Source organism: Novosphingobium resinovorum (assembly GCF_001742225.1).
Lineage (GTDB): Bacteria > Pseudomonadota > Alphaproteobacteria > Sphingomonadales > Sphingomonadaceae > Novosphingobium > Novosphingobium resinovorum_A.
This window is the reverse complement of sequence record NZ_CP017076.1, coordinates 1,603,586-1,625,315: the sequence shown is the minus strand read 5'-3', so window position 1 is coordinate 1,625,315 and position 21,730 is coordinate 1,603,586. Positions and strand designations below refer to the sequence as shown.

Sequence of the window (21,730 nt, the reverse complement as noted above, 5' to 3'; positions counted from 1 at the left end):
CACATGGTTGCGTATCAAAGCGGACCGACAAGAAACCACCCTTTTTCGCCATTCCGGGCGGCGAGCGCTGCGCTCTATAGCCGTCCGTCCGGTGCTCGCCGCTCGGGAAGAAATGCAGCCTGACCGGACACGCCCCATTGCAGCCTTTCAACTTCTACAGCAGCATGCCGATCAGCAGACGATATGGAACGATGATATGTGGTGGAAACTCGGCATCCTTGTAGTGTTGACCGCAGGGCTGATCTTCTCTGTGATTCCCGTTCGCACTCACGCGGTTTTGTACGATCCTGCTGATCCTCAACCGGCGCCGACATTGTGGACCATGGTGTCGAATATGTATCTCACAGCCCGAACGGTGGCTGTAATTGTCGGCATCCTTACGGCAGCGGTGGCGGTCGGTTTTTGGATTATGCGTTCCGCTTAAGGCTTGCCTTTGATTGTGAGCAGACAGACAGCTTACCACCCTTAGCGGCTATCCCCCCGGTTCGTCATTGCGAGCGCAGCGAAGCAATCCAGGGCAGTCTTGAGCCGCCCTGGATTGCTTCGCTGCGCTCGCAATGACGAATTTGGTGAATTGCGGTAGATGGCCGCAACCCACCCTTATCGTCATTCCCGCGAAGGCGGGAACCCATCTCCTGACGGTTCCTGTTGCACCGACATCAGCTGGGTCCCCGCTTTCGCGGGGATGACGAGGATATAGCTAAGGGCGCTTATGCTCCGGATCACCGCTCGCAACGGCGACCGACCATGAAAAAACGGGGGCCTTCGAAAAGGCCCCCGCTTGAAAGTCAGGGAGGATGTTCTCCCCTTTCGGGAAGTTCTTGAAATCAGGCCTTGATGACCGAGTGGGTCAGCGAGCCGATCTTCTCGACGGTCGCTGTGATCACGTCGCCCGGCCAGACCCACTCCTGCGGGTCCATGCCCGCGCCGACGCCCGCCGGGGTGCCGGTGGCGATGATGTCGCCCGGCTCAAGGGTGATGCCCTTCGAGATGTCGGCGACCAGTTCGTCGACCTTGAACAGCATGAAGGCGGTGTTGCTCGACTGCTTGGTCACGCCGTTGACGGTGAGCGAGAGGTCGAGGGTCTGCGGATCGCCCAGCTCGTCGGCGGTGACCACGACCGGGCCCATCGGTGCGAAAGTGTCTTGGCCCTTGGAGTAGATCCACTGGCCGGCACGGCGGCAGTCGCGCGCGCTCATGTCGATGCAGACGGTATAGCCGAACACGTAGTTCAGCGCGTCCTCACGGGCGACGCCCTTGGCGCGGGTGCCGATGATGGCGGCGAGTTCGACTTCCCAGTCGAGCTGCTGGGTGATCTCGCCGTTGTGGCGGATCGGCTCGCCCGGAGCGATCACCGAGGTCGGCGGCTTGGAGAAGATCACCGGCTGGCGCGGCAGTTCGGGCGAGGTGTCGAGCGACTTGGCGCTCTCGGAGACGTGCTCGGTGTAGTTGAGGCCGATACCGAAGATGTTCTTGCGCGGACGCGGGATCGGCGCGAGCAGGATGACGTTGGCGAAGGGTATCGCGGTGCCGAGCGGGAACAGGCCCTCGGCCTGCTCGATCAGCTTGGAGGCGATCGCCACGGCCTGCGGGCCGAGGTCGATGAACTCCAGCATCGTCGCGGGGAAGGGAACGCCCATTTCCTCGCCGAACAGTTCGAGGTCGAGCACGAGATCGCCGCCGAAGCCGGAGACGAGAGCGCCGAGCCGGGCTTCGGCTTCGACATTGGCACGGTAAGTAACGAGACGCATTGGGCTATTCCCCCGAAGGTTATCGTGTTGAGTTGAAAATCAGGTCAGGATCGGCTGGTGGCCGCCGTTTTCCGCCAGCGCTTCCTCACGGTAGAGGCCAAGCGCGCGCATCACGGGCAGGTCGTTGAAGGTGAACAGGCACGCATCCTCGCTGTCCGAGGCGTTCGCGTGCTCGTGGTACATCCAGGCGGGAACCACGAAGATGTCGCGTTCCTGCCAGTCGAAGCGCTGGCCGTTGATAATCGACCAGCCCTTCCCCTTGGCGCACTGGTAGACGAAGCTGCCGGTCTGGCGGTGGGCTTTCGTCCGCTCGCCGGGGCGCAGCAGCTGCATGGAGGCGCCGATCGTCTGCATCACCGGACCGCCGGTATGCGGATTGACGTATTCCATCATCACACCGTCGAAGGGCGACCCGTCGGTGACTCGTGCGTATTTCGTCAGCGCCTCGTAGGTGGGCGCCCATTCGTATTTGAACAGCGGCGAATAGGGCTTGGACCAGGCCATGCCTGCCGGGCGCAGGCCGGTGCCCGCCCAGGTCGCGGTGGAATCGTCGACCGGGTAGGAGACCGCCTGCTGCAGATCGGGGTGAACCTCGTAGAAGTTGGCTTCCAGCGCGTTCATCAGCGGAATGTCGAGACCGTCCTGCCAGATACAGGGGGTGCCGCCCTCGGCGACGCCATGTTCGTGCCAGGTGCCGTTGGGGGTGAGCACGAAGTCGTTCGCGCCCAGCGTCATCTTGTGCCCGTCGACATTGGTGAAGGCCCCTTCGCCCTCCATGATGAAGCGCAGCGCGGAGGCGGAATGGCGGTGGCTGGAGGCGAGTTCGCCCGGCCCCATCACCTGCAGGCCCGAGTAGAGCCAGCCCACGGCGGCGACCACGTCGGCGCGGCCCGGGTTCTCCAGATAGACGACGCGGCGCCCCGCCTGCTCCGGTGTGACGAGGTCGAGCGCCTTCATCACGTCGTCGCGCAGGTCCTTGTAGCGCCACAGATACGGCACCGAGGTGGAGATCGGTTCCCACGGTTCGATCTTGTTCGCCACGGTCCACAGCGCGCCGGTGCCCAGCTGCTTCAGGCGCTCATAATAGGCCACCAGTTCGGGGGTATCCGCCACGTTCGCGCGGCCGATCATTTCCTCACGGTACTGGTCGTAGCTCTGATCGGCCATGGGTGCCTCCATCTGCGAGATATTACAGACCTAAAATAATTTGAATAAAGTGTCAAATGCAACTATTGTCGCTTATGTGAACCGCAGATTCCCTGTGCTTTTCCAAAGGAGCGCCGCATGTCCGCATCGTTTAAGGCAGCCCCCTTCAAGGCCGCCGTCATCCAGGCCGCATCGATCCCGACCGATTCTCTCGCCGCCGCCGAAAAGGCCGCTGGTCTGATCCGCAAGGCAGCCGCAGGCGGCGCGGCCTTGATGGTGTTTCCCGAGGCGTTCCTCGGCGGCTATCCCAAGGGCGCCTCGTTCGGCACGCCGGTCGGCATGCGCAAGCCCCAGGGGCGCGAGGACTTCCGCGCCTATCACGAAGCCGCGATCGACCTGGACGGCCCTGAAGTGGACCTGCTCGCCGAAGCCACCGCCGAGACCGGCGCCTTCGTCGTCATCGGCGTGATCGAGCGCGACGGCGGCACCGTCTACTGCACCGCGCTGTTCTTCGACGGCGACAAGGGCCTCGTCGGCAAGCACCGCAAGCTGATGCCGACCGGTGCGGAACGCCTGATCTGGGGCTTCGGCGACGGCTCAACGCTGCCGGTCTTCGACACGCCCTTCGGCAAGGTCGGCGCGGTGATCTGCTGGGAAAACTACATGCCGATGATGCGCATGGCGATGTACGACCAGGGCATCTCCATCTACTGCGCCCCCACCGCCGACGACCGCGATGCCTGGCCCTCGACCATGCAGCACATCGCACTGGAGGGCCGCTGCTTCGTGCTTTCCGCCTGCCAGCATGTGACGCGCGGCGCCTATCCGGCCGATTACGACTGCGCGCTGGGCGACGATCCCGAGACGGTGCTGCTGCGCGGCGGCTCGATGATCGTGGATCCGCTGGGCACGGTGCTTGCGGGACCGGACTATTCGGCCGAAACGATCCTCTATGCCGATATCGAACCGGCGCAGGTGGTGCGCGGCAAGTACGACTTCGACGTCGTCGGCCACTACGCCCGCCCGGACGTGTTCGAACTGAAGGTCAACGTCGCACCGCGCCGCGCGGTCACCCGTTCGGGGGAATAAGCCAAGTGGAATTCGATTTCTCCAAAGTGTCCGGCCCCGATCGCTACAAGCTGATGGGCTCCAGCATCACCCCGCGCCCGATCGCGTGGGTGACGACGGTGTCGGGCGCGGGGCTGCGTAATGCCGCGCCCTACAGCTTCTTCAACATGATGAGCGCCGAGCCGCCGCTGATCGTGCTGGGCATGATGCGCCGCCCCGACGGCACGCACAAGGACAGCGCCGCCAACATCCTCGAAACCGGGGAGTTCGTGGTGAACCTCGTCTCCGAGGCCGACAGTGCGGCGATGAACTTCACTTGCATCGATGGCCCGCCCGAATTCGACGAACTGGCGGCAGCGGGTATCCCGACCCTGCCCTCCAGCGTGATCGGCGCCCCGCGCATCGCGACCGCGCCGGTGGCGATGGAGTGCCGTCTCTACGAGGCCGTCGAAACGGAGAAGACCACCATCGCGCTGGGCGAAGTGCTGCGCTTCCACATCGACGACGCCTTCATCGATGCCGAGAAGCTGCATGTCGATACGCTGGCGATGAACCTCGTCGCGCGCGTTCACGGCGCGGGCTGGTATGCGCGCACCACGGACCTGTTCCAGATGACCCGCCCCACCTTCGCGCAGTGGAACGCGGAGAAGGCCGAGTCCTGACGGTACGGGGATGGCCTGCCGCCTTCGCGGCAGGCCACTCGCATCAGGCGGCGGGCACGTCGACCCAGGCATTGGTGTCCGCCGACCGGATCACTGCGTCGATGATGCGGGCCGAGCGCAGACCGTCGGCGAACGTCGGCAGGCCGGCAGGTGCCTCCCCGCGCACGGCAGCGTACGTGTCCGCAACGAAGTTCTCGAAGCACTGAGCATAACCCTGCGCATGGCCCGGCGGCAGGCTGGAAAGACGGCGCGCGTCGGCCGCGCCCGCGCCCGGACTACGGAACAGTGTTTCGGCTGAATCCTCGGTACCGAGCCAGACCGTCTCGGGGTTCTCCTGATCGAAGACGGCGGACTTGTGCGCGCCGTCGAACTCGAACCACAGGCGGTTCTTGCGCCCCGCCGAGACCTGCGAGATCACGGCGCTGCCCAGCACGCCGGACGCCGTGCGGAACAGGATGGTCGCGGCGTCCTCGGTATCGACCTTCACCAGCGGCCCGGTGGCCGCCCCGCCCGAGAAACTGGCCTGCGACACTGCGGGACGCTCCGGCACGGTGATCGTCATCGCCGCCATGACCGAGGCGATGCGCTCGCCGGTCACGAATTCCATGAGGTCGCACCAGTGCGAGCCGATGTCGGCGAAGGCCCGGCTGCGCCCGCCCTTCGATGCATCGACACGCCAGCTGGTCGCGTTCGGCGAGAGCAGCCAGTCCTGCAGATAGCTGCCGTGCAGCAATTGCCACGCGCCGAACTCGCCCGCCTCGCGCCGCGCGCGAATTTCGCGCACCAGCGGATGGAAACGGTAGACGAAGGGCACGGTGGCGATCCTGCCCGCTTCGGCCGCGAGGGTGTGGAGATGCAGCGCCTCTTCGGTGTCGACGGCGAGCGGCTTCTCGCAGATCACGTGGGCACCGGCCGCCAGCGCCGCCTCGACATGCGTGGCGTGCAGGCTGTTGGGGCTGCAGACGTGGACGATATCGAGGCCGAGCCCCGCCAGTTCCTCCAGCGAGCCGATGGCCAGCGTGCCCCACTGCGCCGCCGCTTCCGCGGACCGTGCGCGAGAGGACGCCATGACGCCGACCAGTTCGACACCAGCCAGCAGCGCCGCGCGGCGGTGAATCTCGCCGATCATTCCGGCACCCAGGATCGCGACACGCAAGGGCTTGCGGACGGAAACGTTCAACGGACTCTCCTGTTCTCGGTCGTGCACCCACCGGATGCGGGGCCGCACCTCTAGCCTTGTCAGCGCTGTCGGGAAACCGGTTTGCAGCCTTGCCCGCAAGATAGATTCGGCACGCAACAGTTCGGGCCGGGACCCGACTCCCCCGGAACCATCGAGGCTGCGCCTGCAGCCCGCACCGGCGGATTTCCGGGCCTGAAGGCAACCTGAACAATGTCGCTTTTAGCTATTGCAATGAATTCGCAGTAGCAATATGTGCGGTGCACAATCGAGATCACCCTCGGGGAGCACCATACCAATGTACCTTCATCCCTCTTGCCTGCGGGCAGGAACGAGCACGCTTGCCCTTGTTCTGACAACCATCGCCGCGCCCGCTTTCGCCGACGAGGCCGCCGACGGTGCGCCGCAGGACGTCAGTTCCTCGGAAATCACCGTGCTCGGCGCGCGCAGCAAGGATTACAAGGTCGACCAGTTGACCACCGCCACGCGCACCGGCACCAGCATCATGGACGTGCCGCAGTCGATCCAGTTCGTGCCGCGCGACGTCATCGACGATCAGCAGATCCTCGACCTCACCAGCGCGCTGCGCAACGTCAGCGGCATCCAGGCGGGCACCGACGCGGGCAACCGGTCGGAGAGCTTCACCATCCGCGGCTTCCGCTCTTCGTACTACGCCATCGATTCGATCATGCTCAGCCCGGCGATCGAGACCAACGATAGCTACCGCGACCTTGCCAACGTGGAGCGCATCGAAGTGCTCAAGGGTCCGGCCTCTGTGCTCTACGGGCGCGGCGATCCGGGCGGCCTGATCAACATCGTCACCAAGCAGCCGCGCTTCGAGCGGGGGATGAACTTCTCCGTGCAGGGCGGCAGCAACGACTTCATGCGCGGGCAGGTGGACGTGACCGGTCCGGTTGATGCCGCCAAGACGCTGGCCGTGCGCTTCATCGCCGCCGCGCAGACCGGCGACACCTTCCGCGACGTGTTCCAGCCCTATCGCCGCCAGTTCCTGTCCGGCTCGGTGCTGTGGCAGCCGACCGACCGCACCCGCGTCATCGCCAGCCTGACGTATGCGCACCAGAAGAACCAGACCGATCGCGGCATCGTCGCCACCACCGACGCCGACGGCGATCTCGTCGTCAACCTCCCGCGCGAGCGGTTCCTGGGCGAAGCCTGGGCGACCACCGAATCCAGCCGCTACGAGTTCAACTACCGCATCGAGCATGAACTGGCCGACTGGCTGACGGTCCGCCAGATCGGCCACTACGACGAGGGCAAGCTCGACCTGTTCGGCATCAATTACGGCACGTCCGTCGCCGTCAATGCCATCACCGGCGCGCGCACCGTCACCCGCACCGCCGTCGAGCAGCACGAGAACAATCACAACTACGATGCGCAGGCCGACATGGTCGCGCGCTTCTCCACCGGAGGGATCGGGCACACGGTCGTGTTCGGCGGCGAGTATGTGAAGTCCTACCGCTTCCGTACCTTCGCGCGGGCCACGCTGGCCCGCATCGACATCGACAACCCCGAATACGGCGCGCAGCCGGGCACGTTCGTCCTTGCCGCCGACCGCGAGGTGAAGTCCAAGTCGCTGTCCGGCTACCTGCAGGACCAGATCGACATCGGCGAGCATGTCAACCTGCTTGCCGGCGTGCGCTACGACCATGCCCAGCAGTCGGACCACGGCTCCACCCAGTATGCCTCGGACGACAAGGCATGGTCGCCGCGCGTGGGCGTGGTGTTCAAGCCGGTGCCGAACGTCTCGCTGTTCGCCGACTTCACCCGCTCGTTCCAGTCCAAGCCCGAACCGACCATCGACGGCAAGCCGATCGATCCGGAAAAGGGCAAGCAGTACGAGGCCGGCATCAAGGCCGAACTGTTCGGCGGCCGCCTTGCCTCCACGCTGTCGGTCTACCAGCTGACGCGTGAGAACGTGACGCAGCAGGACCCCAACAACGTCGGCTACAACATCAACGCGGGCGTCCAGCGTTCGCAGGGTGTCGAGTTCGACATGTCCGGCGCGATCACGCCGAGCGTCAAGGTCATCGCCAACGGCGCCTATACCGACGCCACCGTGCGCTCCTCCACCGACTACGCCAAGGGCAACAAGCTGATCGGCGTGCCCAAGTGGAGCGGCAGCCTGTGGGTGACGCTGGAGCCGGTGGACGGCCCGCTGAGCCGCTTCGGCCTCGGCGGCGGCGTGGTTGCGGCGAGCAACCGCATGGGCAATCTGGAGAACACCTTCTCGGTCGGCGGCTACACCCGCTTCGACAGCAGCCTGTGGTACAAGCTGGCCGACAAGGTGCGCCTGACGGTGAACGTCAAGAACATCACCAATCAGTATTATATCGCCAGCACCGTCTCCCGCGCGCAGATCACGCCGGGCGAGGGCCGCAGCTTCCTCGTCGGCCTGAGCGGAGGGTTCTGACGATGACCAAGGCATTCGCCGCCGCGCTGCTGGCGCTGGCCATCGGCACGGCTCCCGCCCCGGCGTTGGCGGCGGATGCCGGCAAGGTGCTGTTCCTGATGCGCGCCGATCCCCCCGGCGGTTCGGCCGACCCGGCGGTCAAGGCGCGGCTGGAGGCGATGGGCTACGCCGTCACCACCAGCGAAGGGCTGGACGGCGCGCCGGACCCTTGCGGGTTCGACCTTGTCGTCATGTCCTCGACGGTGCGCTCCAACCAGTTCACCGCCAACCGCCCCATGATCGCGCGCTGGCGCGACATGGGCGTGCCGCTGGTGACCTGGGAGAACGACCTTCTCGACGACTTGTGGATGACCGGGCTGCGCCGCGACACCGACTTCGGCGAACTGGAGACCGGCCACTACTTCTGGCTGGTGCGCGCGCCGCATCCGATGGCGGCGGGCATTCCGGCGGGCCTTGGCGCCTGGACCGAGGCGCGCACGCCCGCAGGCTGGGGCAAGCCCGGGCTCGGCGCCGACGTCATCATGACCTGGCCGGGCGAACCGGACAAGGCGACACTGTTCGGCTACGAGGCGGGCGCGACGATGGACCACGACCACCTCGCGCCCGCGCGCCGGGTGTTCATCGGCATGGAGAACAACAGCTTCACCCGCATGACCGATACCGGCCGCAAGCTGTTCGACGCCGCGATCATATGGGCGCGCGCGGGCGCGAAAGTGTGCAAGGTGAAGAAGTGAGGCGCGCGCTTGGCTTCGCGCTGGCAGCCGCCCTGCTCGCGGGCTCCGCATCGGCGCAGGACAGCGGGCCGATCCCCGAGGCGCAGCCGCTGCTGGCGCGCTACGTGCTGGCGGACGGTGGCCTTGCCATTGGCGGTGGCCCGGAAACGGATGCCGTCGCAGCGGCAGCCAGCGGCCTGTCCCCCCGCATCGTCGGCCCTGCCGGAGCGATGCCGCTGCTGACGCAAGGCACCATCGCGCTCGCCGTGATCCCGCGCGAGATGACCGTGATCGAGCGCGCCGCCGTGCGCCGCTTTTCCGGCGGCCTGCCGCTGGCGGTGCCAGTGATGCAGGGGCTCTACCTTTACGCGCGCTGCGACAAGGACGGCGCCATCGATGAGCGGGTGAAGCCGGTGCTGCAGGCGCTGTTCTCGGACCACGGACAGACGCGGCTGAAGGCGGTACTGGCGATGTACAAGCCGCTCGATGCCGCCGCGCTGACCGATGCGCGGGAACGGATCGCAAGGCTGCACGGGATCACGATCCCGCGGCGTGAGGCGGGCTACGTCGCCCCGGACGGCAGCCTGTCGATCATCGGCAGCGATACGCTGACGACGATCATGCCCGACATGCTCGCCGCCTATGCGCGTCACGCGCCCAAGGTGCGCTTCACCGCCGACTTGCGCGGCTCCTCCACCGCGATGCCTGCGCTGACGGCCGGAACCACGATCTTCGCGCCGATGGGCCGTGAGCTGTGGGAGAACGACCTCGACGGCTTCCGGCAGGTGAAGGGCTACGATCCGGTGCGCATCCGCATCGCCTATGCCGGCCACGGTCCCCGCGCGAACGGCAAGACGCCGCCGGCGATCTACGTCAACGCGCGCAACCCGCTTGCCGGACTATCGATGGCGCAAGTGAAGCGCGTCTTCGCGGCCGGAGCACCGGGCGGCGACATTGCCGACTGGTCGAATCTGGGCGCCGCGGCAGGCGCGATCCACGTCTACGGTGCGCGCGACGATGGCGGGTTCGGCTCGGCCATGCGCGCCTCGAAGCTGGACGGACTTCCCTTCAGCGCCCGCTACCAAGCGATGCCGAGCGGCAAGGCGATCCTCGCCGCCGTCGCGGCGGACCCTCGCGGCATCGGCTATGCGACATGGATCGACGCGGGCGAAGCACCGGAAGGCGTGCGCGTCCTGCCGCTGTCCGCACGCGACGGCGGCCCTTACGTCCTGCCTCAAGCGGGCAAGGACCGGGGCGCATGGCCGATCTCGTACTTCCTCAACATCTATGTCGACAAGGCGCCGGGCAGGCAGATCGACCCGGCGGCCAAGGGCCTGCTGCGCTTCCTGCTCTCGAACGAGGGGCAGGCGATCATCGCCCGCCACGGCGAAGAGGACGACGGCTACGTCCCCCTGAACGGCGCCGACCTGAAAGCCATGCGCGATCTCGTCGAGACTTTCTGACCGAGACGAAGCCACCACCCCCCTCGTGGTGGCTTCGTCATCGGGCTCCATAACCGCCGGAAAGGTTACAGAGCGTAGTTCAGGCCCACCACCACGCTATGCGTGCGGAATGCGCCTTCGATGGCATTGGCGGTGGTCGTCTGCAGGAACGCGTCGGACACATTGAGATAGCGATAGCGCAGTGTCGCATCGAGCCGGTCCGACAAGGCATAGCGCACGCCGGCCACGGCCTGCCAGGCGAAGCGCACCTTGTTCTCGTAGGCGAAGGTGCTGCTCTCGTCCGCCTCCAGCTTCCAGCGGTACTGGTTGATCCGCGCCACGCCAATGCCGCCGCCCGCCTCCAGCGACCAGCGCGAGCCGGTGGCGATATCGGCCAGACCGTTGAGCAGGATCGACTGGATGCGGGTGGTGCCGGAAGGATCGTCGTAGATCCCGGCGGAGCGGGCCACCGGATCGACCGCGATGCGCGTCGAATTCAGCGCAACCCGGTCGAGATCGAACTGCTGGCGCGCCAGTTCGAGTTCGGTGCGCAGGAAGCCGAAGTCATAGCCCAGCCTCCCGGCGAGTTCCCATCCGGTCTTGTACGAGGTCTTCAGGCCACTACGATCCACACCCAGCGCGGGGTTCACGCGGGCGCGGATATCGAAGCTGCCGTCGTTGATCTTCGTGCCGCCCGCCGCCGCGCCGATGTAGAAGCCGCCGGTTCCGGAGCCTTCGCTCCACTCGGAATCGCGCCGCTCGATCGGCCCGGTGGAGGCCGTCAGGTTCAGGCTGAACGTGCGTGGCGCACCCGCCGACAAGGAGACGCCGCCCGAGCCCGGCACCCAGTACTGCTCATTGGTGATGTTCTGGACATTGCCCGAAACCGTGACCGAGCGCCCCTCGATCGGCAGTTCATAGGAGATGCCCGCATCGCCGACGGTCACCGGCTTGTAGATGAAGGTATTCGTCACCTGCCCGTAAGCCTTGCCCGAATAGCGCACGCCGCCGAACGCCGAGAAGCCGGGCAGGAACGCGGGCGAATATTCGACGAAGCCCGAGGTCTGGAACGCGGTAGCGCCCGGCACCTTCTTGCCGACCAGCGCCGCGCTCGATGCCTTGGTCTGCACCGCGTCGAGATAGGCGGCGCCGAACTTCAGCAGCACTTCGGGCGTCGCCTGCCAGTGCGCGTCGAACTCGATACCCTGGAACCGCCGCTCGCCGTCGCGCACCCAGTAGCTTGTCGTGTCGAGGAACTCGGACGGCACCTTGGTGCGGAACGCCGCGAGCGTCGCGCCCCAGGTGCCGCGATCGACCTTGATGCCCGCCTCGTACTGCGTGCTCTTGATCGGGCCGAAGCTCTCGCCATAGTTCAGCGCATTGGCGGGGGCCTGCGTGCCGCGCTGCAGGGCCTGCACGTAGGAAACATAAGCTCGGACGCCATGTGCTACGTCGTAGCTGAGCGCGGCGACGGGAGTGAAGCTGTTCTCGCGGTAGTTCGTATCCGCCAGCACCGGCTCGTAATTGCGCTCGGTATAGAAGGTGTAGCGGCCGCCCAGCATCAGTTCGGCATTACCCAGCTTCAGCGTATCGCTGAGGAACAGGCCGCGCTGGCGGATTTCCTGATAGCGGAACCAGTCGGGCGGGCGCTGGAACTGGCGGCCCGTCACCACCTGCCCGTCGGCGCGGGTGTAGGAAGCGAAAGCCCAGTCGGGCACGTTGTTCGCGTAGATGTTGCCGGTCAGGTTGAAGTCGTACGACACCGTTGGCACCCGCGTGGCCGTGTACGGATTGTAGTCGTAGTCGTAATCGACGTCCAAGTAATCAAACCCGGCGACCACGGCATGCTCGATCGCGCCGGTATGGAAAGTGCCGTCGATCGACAACTGCCCGACATGATACGTGAACTTGCGGTTCATCCCCAGCACGCCGACGCGATAATCGCCCGCATTGTTGGTGATCTGCGCGGTATTGCCGGTGAACCGCTCGTCCAGCGCCGAATAGCGCAGCGCGGCGGAAATCTTCCAGTCAGGCGCGATCTGGTAGTTCAGGCGGCCGGTCACCTGATTGATGTCGTTGAACTTGTGCGTGGATTTCGAGGCGAGGTTGAAATCCGCCCCGCTCATCGTCGCCAGCGACGTGACCCCGGTGGTGAAGCTGACGGTGTTCGATTGCCCCGCCTGCCATGTGCGCTGGTAATAGCCGTCGACGCTCCACGTCAGGTCGGGCGTGATCTCGCCCTGCAGCCACAACTGCGCGAAAGTATTCTTGTTGTAGGCGCCGTTGTAGAGCGTGCCCTGTTCTTCCACCGCGTTGAGGCGGAATGCGGTGGAACCCGTCTCGGTCAGCGGCCCGCCGATATCGACGTGCGCGCGCCAGATGCTGGAACTGCGCAAGGAGAACCCGGCGGTGGCGACCAGTTGGTCGGTCGGCTTCTTCGAGATGAAGTTCACCACGCCCGAAGGCGAGGCATAGCCGTAGACGAAGCCGCCCGCGCCTTTCAGCACCTGGATCTGCTCGACCGCCTCGATCGGGTGGTCCTGAAACCAGTAGGGGAAGGCCAGCCCGTCATACTTGTAGCCGTTGGTGAGGTCCACCGCCTGCCCGCGAATGCTGAAGGTATTGCCCGATGCCAGCCCCGAATTGTTGGAGCGTACGGATGGATCGTAATTGAACGCGGCGTCGATCGTCGTCGCGGCGATGCGGTTGATCTGGTCGGTATCGGCGGCGGAAACCGAGAACGGCGTCTCCAGAATGGTGCGCGTGCCGAGCGGCCCGGCCTCTACCACCGAGCCGCGCGAGCGCGTCCCTTCGACGAGGATTTCCGCCGCCGCATCGCTGCTGTCCGCGCCTTCCGCTTCGTCTGCCGCGAAGGCGGGCGTCGCCGTCCCCCCTACCGCCAGTGCGAGCATGCAGCCCAGAGCCTGCCTGCTGCTGCCCGATCCCAAGGCATGGCCCTTATGGCGTGCCGATTTGCGCATTGTTCACCCCTGTATATGCGTCGGGCGCACCGCTCCGGCCCCCGGAACGGAAGCTGCGGGAGCGGCGAAATCCGGCCCGACCTGTCGTTTTTCGAAAAAGGATATCCCCGAGGTCAGGGTGCATCCGGCGCGCACGCTGTCGCAGCGTGCAGGGCCTTTTCAGCATGTCTCACCAGCATGGCATTCATATCGGCGTTTTGATGTCAAATAGCCGCCGAGGCCTGACCTGGTAAGCGATGGGTATGGGCGGCCTGTCGATCAGACAAATTGGAAGTCGCAGCCCTCGCTTGAGAATTGGTCATACTGATCGCGTCCGTTTAGCGCCGCGAATATCGCTATGGGAAACCCTCGTTATTCGCGGGTGTCCACGTCGATTACGCTCGGCCCATCATCATCGACGAACGGGTACAATCTCATGAGCGAACGGCAGCTTCATCTTGGCGCGATACTTACCGGCGTAGGCAACGATCAGTACAACTGGCGCCATCCCGACGTGCCGGGCGATGCCAGCGTCGACATCGACTGGTACATCACCAACGCGAAACTCGCCGAGGACGCCAAGTTCGACCTGGTGTTCATCGTCGATTCCCCGTTCATCACGCCTGACACCTCGCCGCACTTCCTCAACCGGCTGGAGCCGCTGACGCTGCTTTCCGCCGTCGCCGGGCACACCTCGCGCATCGGCCTCGTCGGCACGCTGACGACGAGCTACTGGGAGCCCTATAACGTGGCGCGCCAGTTCGGTTCGCTCGACCACATCAGCCGGGGCCGCGCGGGCTGGAACGTGGTGACCACCGGACTCGAAGGCGCCGCACGCAACTATGGCCGGGAGGAGCACTTCGACCACGCCGTGCGCTACGAACGCGCGCAGGAATTCGTCGAGGTCGTGCAGGGCCTATGGGACAGCTACGAAGATGACGCCTTCCCGCGCGACAAGCAATCGGGCCTGTTCCTGCACAAGGACAAGCAGCACCGCCTCGACCACAAGGGCCGCCATTTCGCGGTGGCCGGGCCGCTGGCCCTCACCCGCTCACGGCAGGGCCAGCCGGTGATCTTCCAGGCGGGCGACAGCGACGAAGGCCGCAACCTGGGCGCGCACATCGCCGAAGCCACGTTCGCCGCCTCCCCTGATTTCGCGTCGGGCCAGCAGTACTACGCCGACCTCAAGGCGCGCGCCGCCGCGCTCGGCCGCGATGCGGACGCGATCAAGGTGCTCCCCGGCCTGTTCCCGCTGATCGCCGAGACGGATGAGGAAGCCCACCGCATCGAGCGCGAGCGCGCGGAGAACCTCGATATCGACAAGCTGCTCGTCCAGCTCGGCCGCGCGTTCAACTACCACGACTTCAGCCAGTACGATCTGGACGCACCGTTCCCCGATCTCACCGGCGTCACGCTCAACAGCTACAAGGGCGCGGCCGAGCGGATCATCCGCACCGCGCGCGAGGAGAAGCTGACCTTGCGGCAGGCGGCCCAGCGCGGCCAGAACCCAGGCGGCAAGGGCTTTGTCGGTTCGCCCGAGACGATCGCGAACGAAATCGAGCGCTGGTTCACCGGCCGCGCGGCGGACGGCTTCAACATCGTCGTCGGTGCACCGGACGAGTTCGCGCTTTTCCGCGAACGGGTCGTGCCGATCCTGCAGAGCCGCGGCCTGTTCCGCACCGAATACGCGCACGGCACCCTACGCGGCCACCTCGGCCTGCCGGTCCCGGAGCACCGCCACGCCGCCGCCTCGCTCGCAGTCGCCGCAGAGTGACCCCGCGCGCCTGACGAAAGCGCACGGAAAGTGACGGGGCCTTATCCCCTGAACGCCTTGCGCGCCTTCGAGGCGGTGGCGCGCAACCGCAGCTTCGCGCTCGCCGCGCGGGAACTGCAGGTGACACCCTCCGCCGTCGGCCAGCTGGTCGCGCGGCTGGAGAGGGATTTGGGGACAGAGCTGTTCGCCCGGCCCCGACGCGGGCCGGGCGACCTGTCGCTCACCCCGCGCGCGGCGCGGGCGCTGCCGGATCTGCAGGAGGGGTTCGCCAGCCTGTCGAGGGCGGTGACGTATCTGGAAAGGGGTGGTTGAGGACCGCCTTCAACCCGCTCCCCACCTCGTCATTGCGAGCGCAGCGAAGCAATCCAGGGCGGTGTAACTCTGCCCTGGATTGCTTCGCTGCGCTCGCAATGACGAATTTCATGAGAGGCAGGATACGCCCCAAAGCTGACGTAGCGCTTTGCCCACCCCTGCCCCCTCCCGCAAGCGGGAGGGCCGGGAGGCTTGAGAGCGAAGCGAACTAGCCGGACGGGGTGGGCCAGCGCAACGTCCGCTCCCCACCCGTCCAAGCCATTTGGCGACGGCAAGCCGCTGCTCGGAAGCAGAATGACCGCCTTACAAAGATTTAGCTCGGAAAGCGGTCCAGCGGCAGACGCCCCTTCCCGGTCGTTCAGCAGCCAATTTTACGCTCGCAAGTGCAGACCGGCAGGTTCCCGTTCTGAATGCCATGGACTGGCCGATTCCGAAATGACGGCTTCGTGGAAAGCGATTCGGGCAAGTTGCCAAAGCGCCGGGCGCGAGGATATCCGGAGGTCAGTGTAAGTGCAGTGCCTGAAACGCTACCTGCGCCCTTCCAGCATCACCATGACCCCGATGATAAGGGCGCGCATCCCCAGCTCGAAGTCGATTTCCAGCGCGCTGGGTTCACTTTGATCCGGCACGCCGCCTTCCTCTCGCACAATGGCAAAAACGGTATCTGCAAGCGCGATGCAATGCAGCGCGATCGTAGATAGCAGCCAACGGGCATTATCGAGAGAAATCTCGTATTTCGAGGAAACTGCTTCGTGGTGAGCGTATATTTTCGCCATCATCGCAGGGGTAGTTGCCTTTTGCCGGACCAGAAACCAGGCAAGACCGGGATGCGACCTCACCAGATCCCGCAGCGACTGGCTGAATCGCAGCAGATATGCCTCAAGCGTTTCCTCGTCGGCCGGAGGCAGCGACCAGCTCCCGAACATCTCCTCGGCCACCAGCACCCTGAGCGCCTCGATGCTGGGGACATGCTTGTATAGGGCCTTGTGGCTTATCCCCAGGCGCGACGCGACGCCGACGAATGTCAGGTCAGACAGTCCCATCTCGATCCCGATGGCCGCGATACGCTCGCGCGTGATGCTCGGCGGGCGTCCGCGCCGTGGACGCAAGGGTTCAGGCGTCATTGCGGACATATTGCGACCGACTCGCAAAAGATTGCTGGACTATCTGGCGCATTTAATTAGGTAATACCCATGGTACTAATTATTCGGATACCGGAGTTTGCATGATGCGCCCAGGAGTTCAAGCTGGAGCAGAGACGGAGAATGCCGACCGTAAACTGCGGGAAGCAGAGCATGATCGCGGCTTGCAACAGGTGTCGGCAACCGTGGTGTCGGCGGTTCGGCCGAGCCTAAGCCTGTTGCGGATCAAAGCCCGGTTGGAAACTGATGAACTGGCGGCGGAATGGTCCCTGCCTAATGTCGCGTTTCGCATCCTGCTCGGTTCTGATCAGGCATCGCGCATATATACCGTCCGCCGATACGATCCCGAGACTGCCCTGTTCGATTTCGATATCGTTCAGCATCCGCATGACAGCCCCATGATGGAATGGGGAGCGAGCCTGAAAATCGGCGACAGTTTTACGATCGTCGGTCCGCGCCAGCATCTGATTATTCCTCAGGCGAATGGGCGACGCGTGGCGCTGTTTTTGGATGCTTCGGGAATACCGGCATTGTTTGCGCTGATGCAACAATGGCCGGAAGGTCTGGCGGGCGAAGGATGGATTTTGACCGACGATTCTGCCGCATTCGCCGAACTGCCGGCCATTCCCGGCCTGGTTCTGCACAGGATTGGCAACCGCGCCGGACGCTCTGGCACAGCCTTGCTTGAGAGGGCCGAAGCGCTTCACGACCCCGCTGCGCACATTCTATGGGGCGCCGGCGAGCGCAGTGAGATGCGGGCCATCCGGCAGTATTTCCTGTCCGCCGGGTTGGAAAAGCGGGATGTCGCCGTCTCTGGCTATTGGAAGCGCGGAGTCAGCAACAGCGAAATCGATCTGCGGCGACGCGAAAGCTATGAAAGACTGATCGCGCAAGGCGGTACACTGGCCGATTTCGATGATCTCGCCGTCGAGATCTGAGCCCCGGCCGCGATCAGAATTTACGCCCTCCAATCATGGCGCGCCCTCGCCAACAAGGCGTGACCCGAGCTTCCGGCCTTGAAACCAACCCACTCTCCCTTTGCCTTGTATGAAGAACATCTCGGTAAGCTGGTCTTGTACGCCCGGCAGGTGTCGGGCGAAGTTCGAGGCGCGGAGGATATCGTTCACGATGCCTGGCTGCTGATGGAGCGCAAGGCCGAGAACGCCATTATTCATGAACCTGTGGGATATGTCAGGCGCGTCATCCGCAACCTGATTTTCGAACGGAACCGGCGTCGCCGCGAAACATCGTTAGCTCCTGAAGACATGCCCGATATCGTCGACGAGCGCCCCTCCGTCGAAGCCCAGATCATGGGCCGGGAAGCAATGCAGCTTGTGCTCGATGCGATCGAGGCCATGCCGGATCGCCAGAAGATAGCGATCCGCCTCTATCATTTTGAAGGCCTCAGGCTCAAGGATGTCGCGGCACAGCTTGGCCTCTCTCTGTCCTATACCCAAAATCTGATCGCGCAGGGCATGGAAATCTGCGACCGGCAAAGGCGTTTAGGGCTCTAACATCGAGCGCGTTCAATAAAGTTCAGGAAAAATCGTGCTCACAATCATCTATTCATCATGGACACCGCTTCATGGCCATCATCGGCCGGCCAGCACCTGATGGAGAGCGACAAGACGCCTGAGCGACAGGCGGCAGACTGGTTCATCGCGCTGCGTGAAGAACCTGATGACGTATCGTTGGCCACGCGTTTCGAGCATTGGCTTATGGCCAGTTCGGCACATGCTGCTGCGTGGAAGGAAATGGGCGAAACAGCCCGACTGCTTGGCGCGGTGTCGCAGCATGCAGCCACCCTGCCCCTTCCTACGCTCAAAGGCGGCAGACGGCGGGCGGCGGCACACTTCGTTGGCAGGCATTACGGGAAGGCTGCCATGGCCATGGCAGCCTCTGTTGCCGGCCTTATCCTTGCCGGCCCCGCCATGGTCACCCGGATGGAAGCCGATCATGTCACCGGTTCGGGTGAGGTGAAATCCGTGCAACTGTCTGACGGCTCTAACATTGAACTGGGGCCTGATAGCGCGGTTGCCATCGATTATCGTGCGGGCCAGCGCACTGTCAGGCTGCTGGCCGGACGAGCGATGTTTGAGGTTCGTCACGATCCACACAGAGTGTTTCGCGTGGCAGCGGGAGACGTATCAACCCGCGTCCTCGGCACAGGATTTGAAGTGCGCAAAATTAAGCGTGGGGCAACGGTGGCCGTGCTGCATGGCCGCGTGGCCGTAGATAGCCAGACCGGCAATGCCTTATTGCAGGCAGGTGATTGGGTCAGTGTCGATGGCACGGAGGGCATCACCCATGGGCATCAGATACCCCAGTTGACGGGTTCCTGGAGCCGACGATCCATCATTCTTCAGAATCGTACGATTGAAGACGCCATTGATGAACTGCGTCCCTGGTTCAACGGACGGATCATTTTAGCGGATCGCGATCTGCGTCAGCGAACTGTAACTGGCGTCTACGATGCCCGTCGCCCCGCTCGCAGCCTCAGCCTCATGGTTTCCCCTTATGGCGGGGCGGTGCAGCAAATTACGCCCTGGCTGCTCATCGTGACCAGACAATGGTGAAAATAAATCATTATTTGTCAATACAATAAGGAATTTTCTGAATTATTTTGTTTGGCACACAGGAAAATCGCCTTCCTGAGTCATCCTCCTTCTGAACACGCAATTGCGTCGCAATTGCATGTCAACTCAGGTGGAGATTTCATATGATCGGCGGAAATTGGACCGGGCAACGCCCGGCGTTTTTCAGCGCGTTGCTCTTGAGCACCTCGGCGATTGCCGGAATGATGATGTCGGCCCCGGCAATGGCCCAATCCAGTGCGCAGCGAGCATTCGATGTTCCGTCAATGCCTCTGGGCGAGGCGCTGGCGATCTTCAGTCAGCAATCCGGGCTTCAGGTAACCGGACAGGGGCCGTTGATCGAAGGTCGAAACAGTTCTGCACTGTCCGGCTCCTACAGTCCGGCAGAAGCGCTCAGCCGCCTGCTCACCGGATCTGGCTTGACCTTCCGCTTCGAAGGCAGCGACGCAGTCCGCCTGGAAGGGGCGCCCGTTGCAGCGGACGGAGCGGTCCAGCTCGGCCCGGTCAGGGTCGAGGGTAATGGTGCAGGCACCCCAGGCAGCACTTCCGAGCCCTACGCGGGCGGGCAGGTAGCGACCGGTGGGCGTGCAGGGTTTCTGGGCAACCGGGATTTCATGGAAACACCGTTCAGCGTCGCGGCTTATACCGAGAAATATATCAGCGACCGGCAAGCGCAGGATATCACCGCAGTCATTGCCGCGACTGATCCGGCCGTGTTCAGCAACGGCATCACGGGAACCTATAGCGAAAACTATTCAATTCGCGGTTTCAGCACCAGCAGCGGCGACATGACTTTTGGCGGTCTGTTCGGAATGGCGCCCTATTACCGTACCACGCCGGAAATGTTCGAGCGGATCGAGGTGCTGAAGGGGCCGTCGGCGCTGTTGAACGGTATGCCGCCGGGCGGCTCCGTCGGCGGAACGGTGAATCTGGTGCCCAAACGCGCGACTGATGACCCGCTGAACCGGGTGACCACCACCTACATGTCGGATTCTCAGTTCGGCGGGCATATCGATTTTGGGCGCCGCTTTGGCAAGGACAAGCAATTCGGAATTCGCTTCAACGGCGTGTACCGGAATGGCAACGGTGCCGTAAAAGATCAGGACAAGAGAAGCGAGCTGGCCTCGCTGGCGCTGGACTATCGCGGCGATCGCGTCCGTCTTTCGGCAGACCTTTACATCAGTGACGACCGGGTGGATGGCGTGACGCGAGGCATCGGCCTTGCGACCGGCGTGGCAGTACCAGCGCCGCCCAGTCCCAAGACGCTGCTGAACCCCGACTGGTCTTTTGTCCACAACAAGGACAAGGGCGCGGTCGTCCGCGGCGAAGTTGACGTCACCGATCGGGTCACGGCGTATGCGGCATTCGGCAAGAGCGAAACCGACTACATGTATAGCGGCGCCATGAGTGCACAGGTGCTAAACGCGGCAGGCGACTTCGAGACGATCATGGGCCAGCTGCGGTTCAACATCAAGAAAACATCCGGTGAGGCGGGCGTAAAGGGCGACTTCAGAACCGGCGGCATCGGCCACAAGCTAGTGGTAAATGCTACGCTTTATTCGGATGAAGAGCTGGATCATGGCCGGAGGTCGGTGCCCGGTGCAAACTGGACAACCAATATCTACAACCCCGCCTGGGGATCGGCCGTTCCACTGGTTTGGCCTGCGACCCTTCATACAGAAACGCGGCTGTTGACCTTTGGTGTTGCCGACACGCTGAGCATGATCGATGATAGGGTCCAGCTGACGCTGGGCCTGCGCCGTCAGGAAGTGCGCACCGATAATTTCAGCCTCACCACTGGCCTGCCGACCCGCTATGATGCAGGCGCAACGTCGCCCGCCGTAGCGCTGCTGGTCAGGGCCACCGGTAACCTGTCCTTTTACGGCAACTACATTCAGGGCCTGAGCAAAGGACAGACCGCGCCGACAACAGCCGCGAATGCCGGCGAACTGTTCCCGCCCTACAAGACGAAACAGAAGGAGATCGGCGCGAAGCTAGACCTTGGCGGCTTTGCCAATACGCTCAGCCTGTATGAGATCGAGCGGCCGAACAGCTATACTGATCTCGTCACCAACATCTTCTCCTTTGGCGGCGAACAGCGCAACCGCGGCGTGGAATGGAGCTTCTTTGGCGCGCCCATGCGGAGCCTTCGCCTGATGGGCGGCGTCACCTATGTCGAGGCGAAGGTGACAAAGGCCACGACCAACCAGGGCAAACAGCCGACAGGTGTACCGGCGTGGCGCGGCAAGATCGGCGTGGAATGGGACCTGCCCGCATTGGAGGCGTTGACACTGACCGCCAATGCCAATTCCGTATCAAAGCAATATATCAACGCGGCCAACAGCCTGAAAATCGACGGCTATACGATATTCGACCTCGGTGCCCGTTTTGCGACGAAGGTTGCAAGCCAGCCGGTAACCGTTCGCGGCACCGTCACCAATGTCACGAACAAGGCCTATTGGGGCATGCCGCTTCTCTCGACCTTGGGGCTGGGTGCCCCGCGCACCTTCCTGCTCTCCATCTCGACTGACTTCTGACGCGACGGTGAAGGCGGGCTG

General features: G+C 64.0%; 17 protein-coding genes. 12 read left to right on the top strand and 5 right to left on the bottom strand.

Annotated features, from left to right (window positions below):
• The first annotated feature begins 7 nt into the window (after positions 1-7).
• Positions 8-424, top strand: a complete 417-nt coding sequence (locus BES08_RS24445) for a hypothetical protein (RefSeq protein WP_155986284.1) — start codon at positions 8-10, stop codon at positions 422-424.
• Between the two features lie 403 nt (positions 425-827).
• Here the strand turns inward: BES08_RS24445 and BES08_RS24440 are convergent, their stop codons facing one another.
• Together BES08_RS24440 and BES08_RS24435 are read right to left on the bottom strand one after the other, a co-directional pair.
• Entirely contained in the window at positions 828-1,751 is a 924-nt protein-coding gene (locus BES08_RS24440; protein ID WP_036526606.1) for a fumarylacetoacetate hydrolase family protein, read from the bottom strand.
• Positions 1,752-1,790: 39 nt separating this feature from the next.
• Entirely contained in the window at positions 1,791-2,918 is a 1,128-nt protein-coding gene (locus BES08_RS24435) for a cupin domain-containing protein (RefSeq protein ID WP_008832877.1), read from the bottom strand.
• 117 nt (positions 2,919-3,035) lie between these two features.
• On the opposite strand from BES08_RS24435, the gene BES08_RS24430 reads away from it, so the two are divergent.
• Both BES08_RS24430 and BES08_RS24425 read left to right on the top strand, forming a co-directional pair.
• Positions 3,036-3,986, top strand: a complete 951-nt coding sequence (locus BES08_RS24430) for a carbon-nitrogen hydrolase family protein (protein ID WP_036526607.1) — start codon at positions 3,036-3,038, stop codon at positions 3,984-3,986.
• Positions 3,987-3,991: 5 nt separating this feature from the next.
• The gene (locus tag BES08_RS24425; RefSeq protein ID WP_036526609.1) at positions 3,992-4,627 is read left to right on the top strand and encodes a flavin reductase family protein; all 636 of its coding nucleotides are present in this window, start codon (positions 3,992-3,994) and stop codon (positions 4,625-4,627) included.
• 43 nt (positions 4,628-4,670) lie between these two features.
• Here the strand turns inward: BES08_RS24425 and BES08_RS24420 are convergent, their stop codons facing one another.
• Positions 4,671-5,807 carry a Gfo/Idh/MocA family protein gene (locus tag BES08_RS24420; protein ID WP_036526610.1) on the bottom strand — a complete coding sequence of 379 codons (1,137 nt, stop codon included), beginning with the start codon at positions 5,805-5,807 and terminating at the stop codon, positions 4,671-4,673.
• A 295-nt stretch (positions 5,808-6,102) separates the two neighbouring features.
• Here BES08_RS24420 and BES08_RS24415 point away from each other — a divergent pair, with 295 nt between their 5' ends.
• The 3 genes from BES08_RS24415 to BES08_RS24405 are packed head-to-tail and all read left to right on the top strand — an operon-like array spanning position 6,103 to position 10,411.
• Positions 6,103-8,235, top strand: coding sequence for a TonB-dependent siderophore receptor (locus tag BES08_RS24415; RefSeq protein WP_008832873.1), 2,133 nt, complete (start codon positions 6,103-6,105; stop codon positions 8,233-8,235).
• 2 nt (positions 8,236-8,237) lie between these two features.
• Positions 8,238-8,969, top strand: coding sequence for a hypothetical protein (locus BES08_RS24410; RefSeq protein WP_069709549.1), 732 nt, complete (start codon positions 8,238-8,240; stop codon positions 8,967-8,969).
• Complete coding sequence (locus tag BES08_RS24405) at positions 8,966-10,411, top strand: PstS family phosphate ABC transporter substrate-binding protein (protein WP_162177391.1); 1,446 nt, start codon at positions 8,966-8,968, stop codon at positions 10,409-10,411. Before BES08_RS24410 ends, BES08_RS24405 begins: the two co-directional genes overlap by 4 nt.
• 65 nt (positions 10,412-10,476) lie before the next feature.
• Here BES08_RS24405 and BES08_RS24400 read toward each other — a convergent pair whose 3' ends face one another.
• Complete coding sequence (locus BES08_RS24400; RefSeq protein ID WP_081799038.1) at positions 10,477-13,371, bottom strand: TonB-dependent siderophore receptor; 2,895 nt, start codon at positions 13,369-13,371, stop codon at positions 10,477-10,479.
• Between the two features lie 415 nt (positions 13,372-13,786).
• Here BES08_RS24400 and BES08_RS24395 point away from each other — a divergent pair, with 415 nt between their 5' ends.
• A complete protein-coding gene (locus tag BES08_RS24395) occupies positions 13,787-15,124 on the top strand; it encodes an LLM class flavin-dependent oxidoreductase (protein WP_036526614.1) in 1,338 nt (445 codons plus the stop codon).
• Positions 15,125-15,154: 30 nt separating this feature from the next.
• Positions 15,155-15,436, top strand: a complete 282-nt coding sequence (locus BES08_RS34195) for a LysR family transcriptional regulator (protein WP_081799039.1) — start codon at positions 15,155-15,157, stop codon at positions 15,434-15,436.
• 527 nt (positions 15,437-15,963) lie between these two features.
• Here the strand turns inward: BES08_RS34195 and BES08_RS24385 are convergent.
• Entirely contained in the window at positions 15,964-16,560 is a 597-nt protein-coding gene (locus BES08_RS24385; RefSeq protein ID WP_069709547.1) for a TetR/AcrR family transcriptional regulator, read from the bottom strand.
• 101 nt (positions 16,561-16,661) lie between these two features.
• On the opposite strand from BES08_RS24385, the gene BES08_RS24380 reads away from it, so the two are divergent.
• The 4 genes from BES08_RS24380 to BES08_RS24365 all read left to right on the top strand — a co-directional run bounded on the left by BES08_RS24380 (position 16,662) and on the right by BES08_RS24365 (position 21,709).
• Positions 16,662-17,516, top strand: a complete 855-nt coding sequence (locus BES08_RS24380) for a siderophore-interacting protein (protein ID WP_202902855.1) — start codon at positions 16,662-16,664, stop codon at positions 17,514-17,516.
• A gap of 78 nt (positions 17,517-17,594) precedes the next feature.
• Positions 17,595-18,092 (top strand): RNA polymerase sigma factor, encoded by a 498-nt coding sequence (locus BES08_RS24375; RefSeq protein WP_081799041.1) that lies wholly within the window; start codon positions 17,595-17,597, stop codon positions 18,090-18,092.
• A gap of 57 nt (positions 18,093-18,149) precedes the next feature.
• Positions 18,150-19,154, top strand: a complete 1,005-nt coding sequence (locus BES08_RS24370; protein ID WP_069709546.1) for a FecR family protein — start codon at positions 18,150-18,152, stop codon at positions 19,152-19,154.
• Positions 19,155-19,297: 143 nt separating this feature from the next.
• Positions 19,298-21,709: a TonB-dependent receptor gene (locus tag BES08_RS24365; RefSeq protein WP_069709545.1), complete on the top strand. Its 2,412-nt coding sequence runs from the start codon at positions 19,298-19,300 to the stop codon at positions 21,707-21,709.
• Positions 21,710-21,730 lie beyond the last annotated feature (21 nt).

What these genes read in the sequence shown, in the direction of transcription:
- BES08_RS24370 (WP_069709546.1), top strand. Translation starts at nt 18,150, where the DNA reads ATGGACACCGCTTCATGGCCATCATCGGCCGGCCAGCACCTGATGGAG.
- BES08_RS24440 (WP_036526606.1), bottom strand. Translation starts at nt 1,751, where the DNA reads ATGCGTCTCGTTACTTACCGTGCCAATGTCGAAGCCGAAGCCCGGCTC.
- BES08_RS24410 (WP_069709549.1), top strand. Translation starts at nt 8,238, where the DNA reads ATGACCAAGGCATTCGCCGCCGCGCTGCTGGCGCTGGCCATCGGCACG.
- BES08_RS24430 (WP_036526607.1), top strand. Translation starts at nt 3,036, where the DNA reads ATGTCCGCATCGTTTAAGGCAGCCCCCTTCAAGGCCGCCGTCATCCAG.
- BES08_RS24400 (WP_081799038.1), bottom strand. Translation starts at nt 13,371, where the DNA reads ATGCGCAAATCGGCACGCCATAAGGGCCATGCCTTGGGATCGGGCAGC.
- BES08_RS24395 (WP_036526614.1), top strand. Translation starts at nt 13,787, where the DNA reads ATGAGCGAACGGCAGCTTCATCTTGGCGCGATACTTACCGGCGTAGGC.
- BES08_RS24385 (WP_069709547.1), bottom strand. Translation starts at nt 16,560, where the DNA reads ATGACGCCTGAACCCTTGCGTCCACGGCGCGGACGCCCGCCGAGCATC.
- BES08_RS24365 (WP_069709545.1), top strand. Translation starts at nt 19,298, where the DNA reads ATGATCGGCGGAAATTGGACCGGGCAACGCCCGGCGTTTTTCAGCGCG.
- BES08_RS24380 (WP_202902855.1), top strand. Translation starts at nt 16,662, where the DNA reads ATGATGCGCCCAGGAGTTCAAGCTGGAGCAGAGACGGAGAATGCCGAC.
- BES08_RS24435 (WP_008832877.1), bottom strand. Translation starts at nt 2,918, where the DNA reads ATGGCCGATCAGAGCTACGACCAGTACCGTGAGGAAATGATCGGCCGC.
- BES08_RS24415 (WP_008832873.1), top strand. Translation starts at nt 6,103, where the DNA reads ATGTACCTTCATCCCTCTTGCCTGCGGGCAGGAACGAGCACGCTTGCC.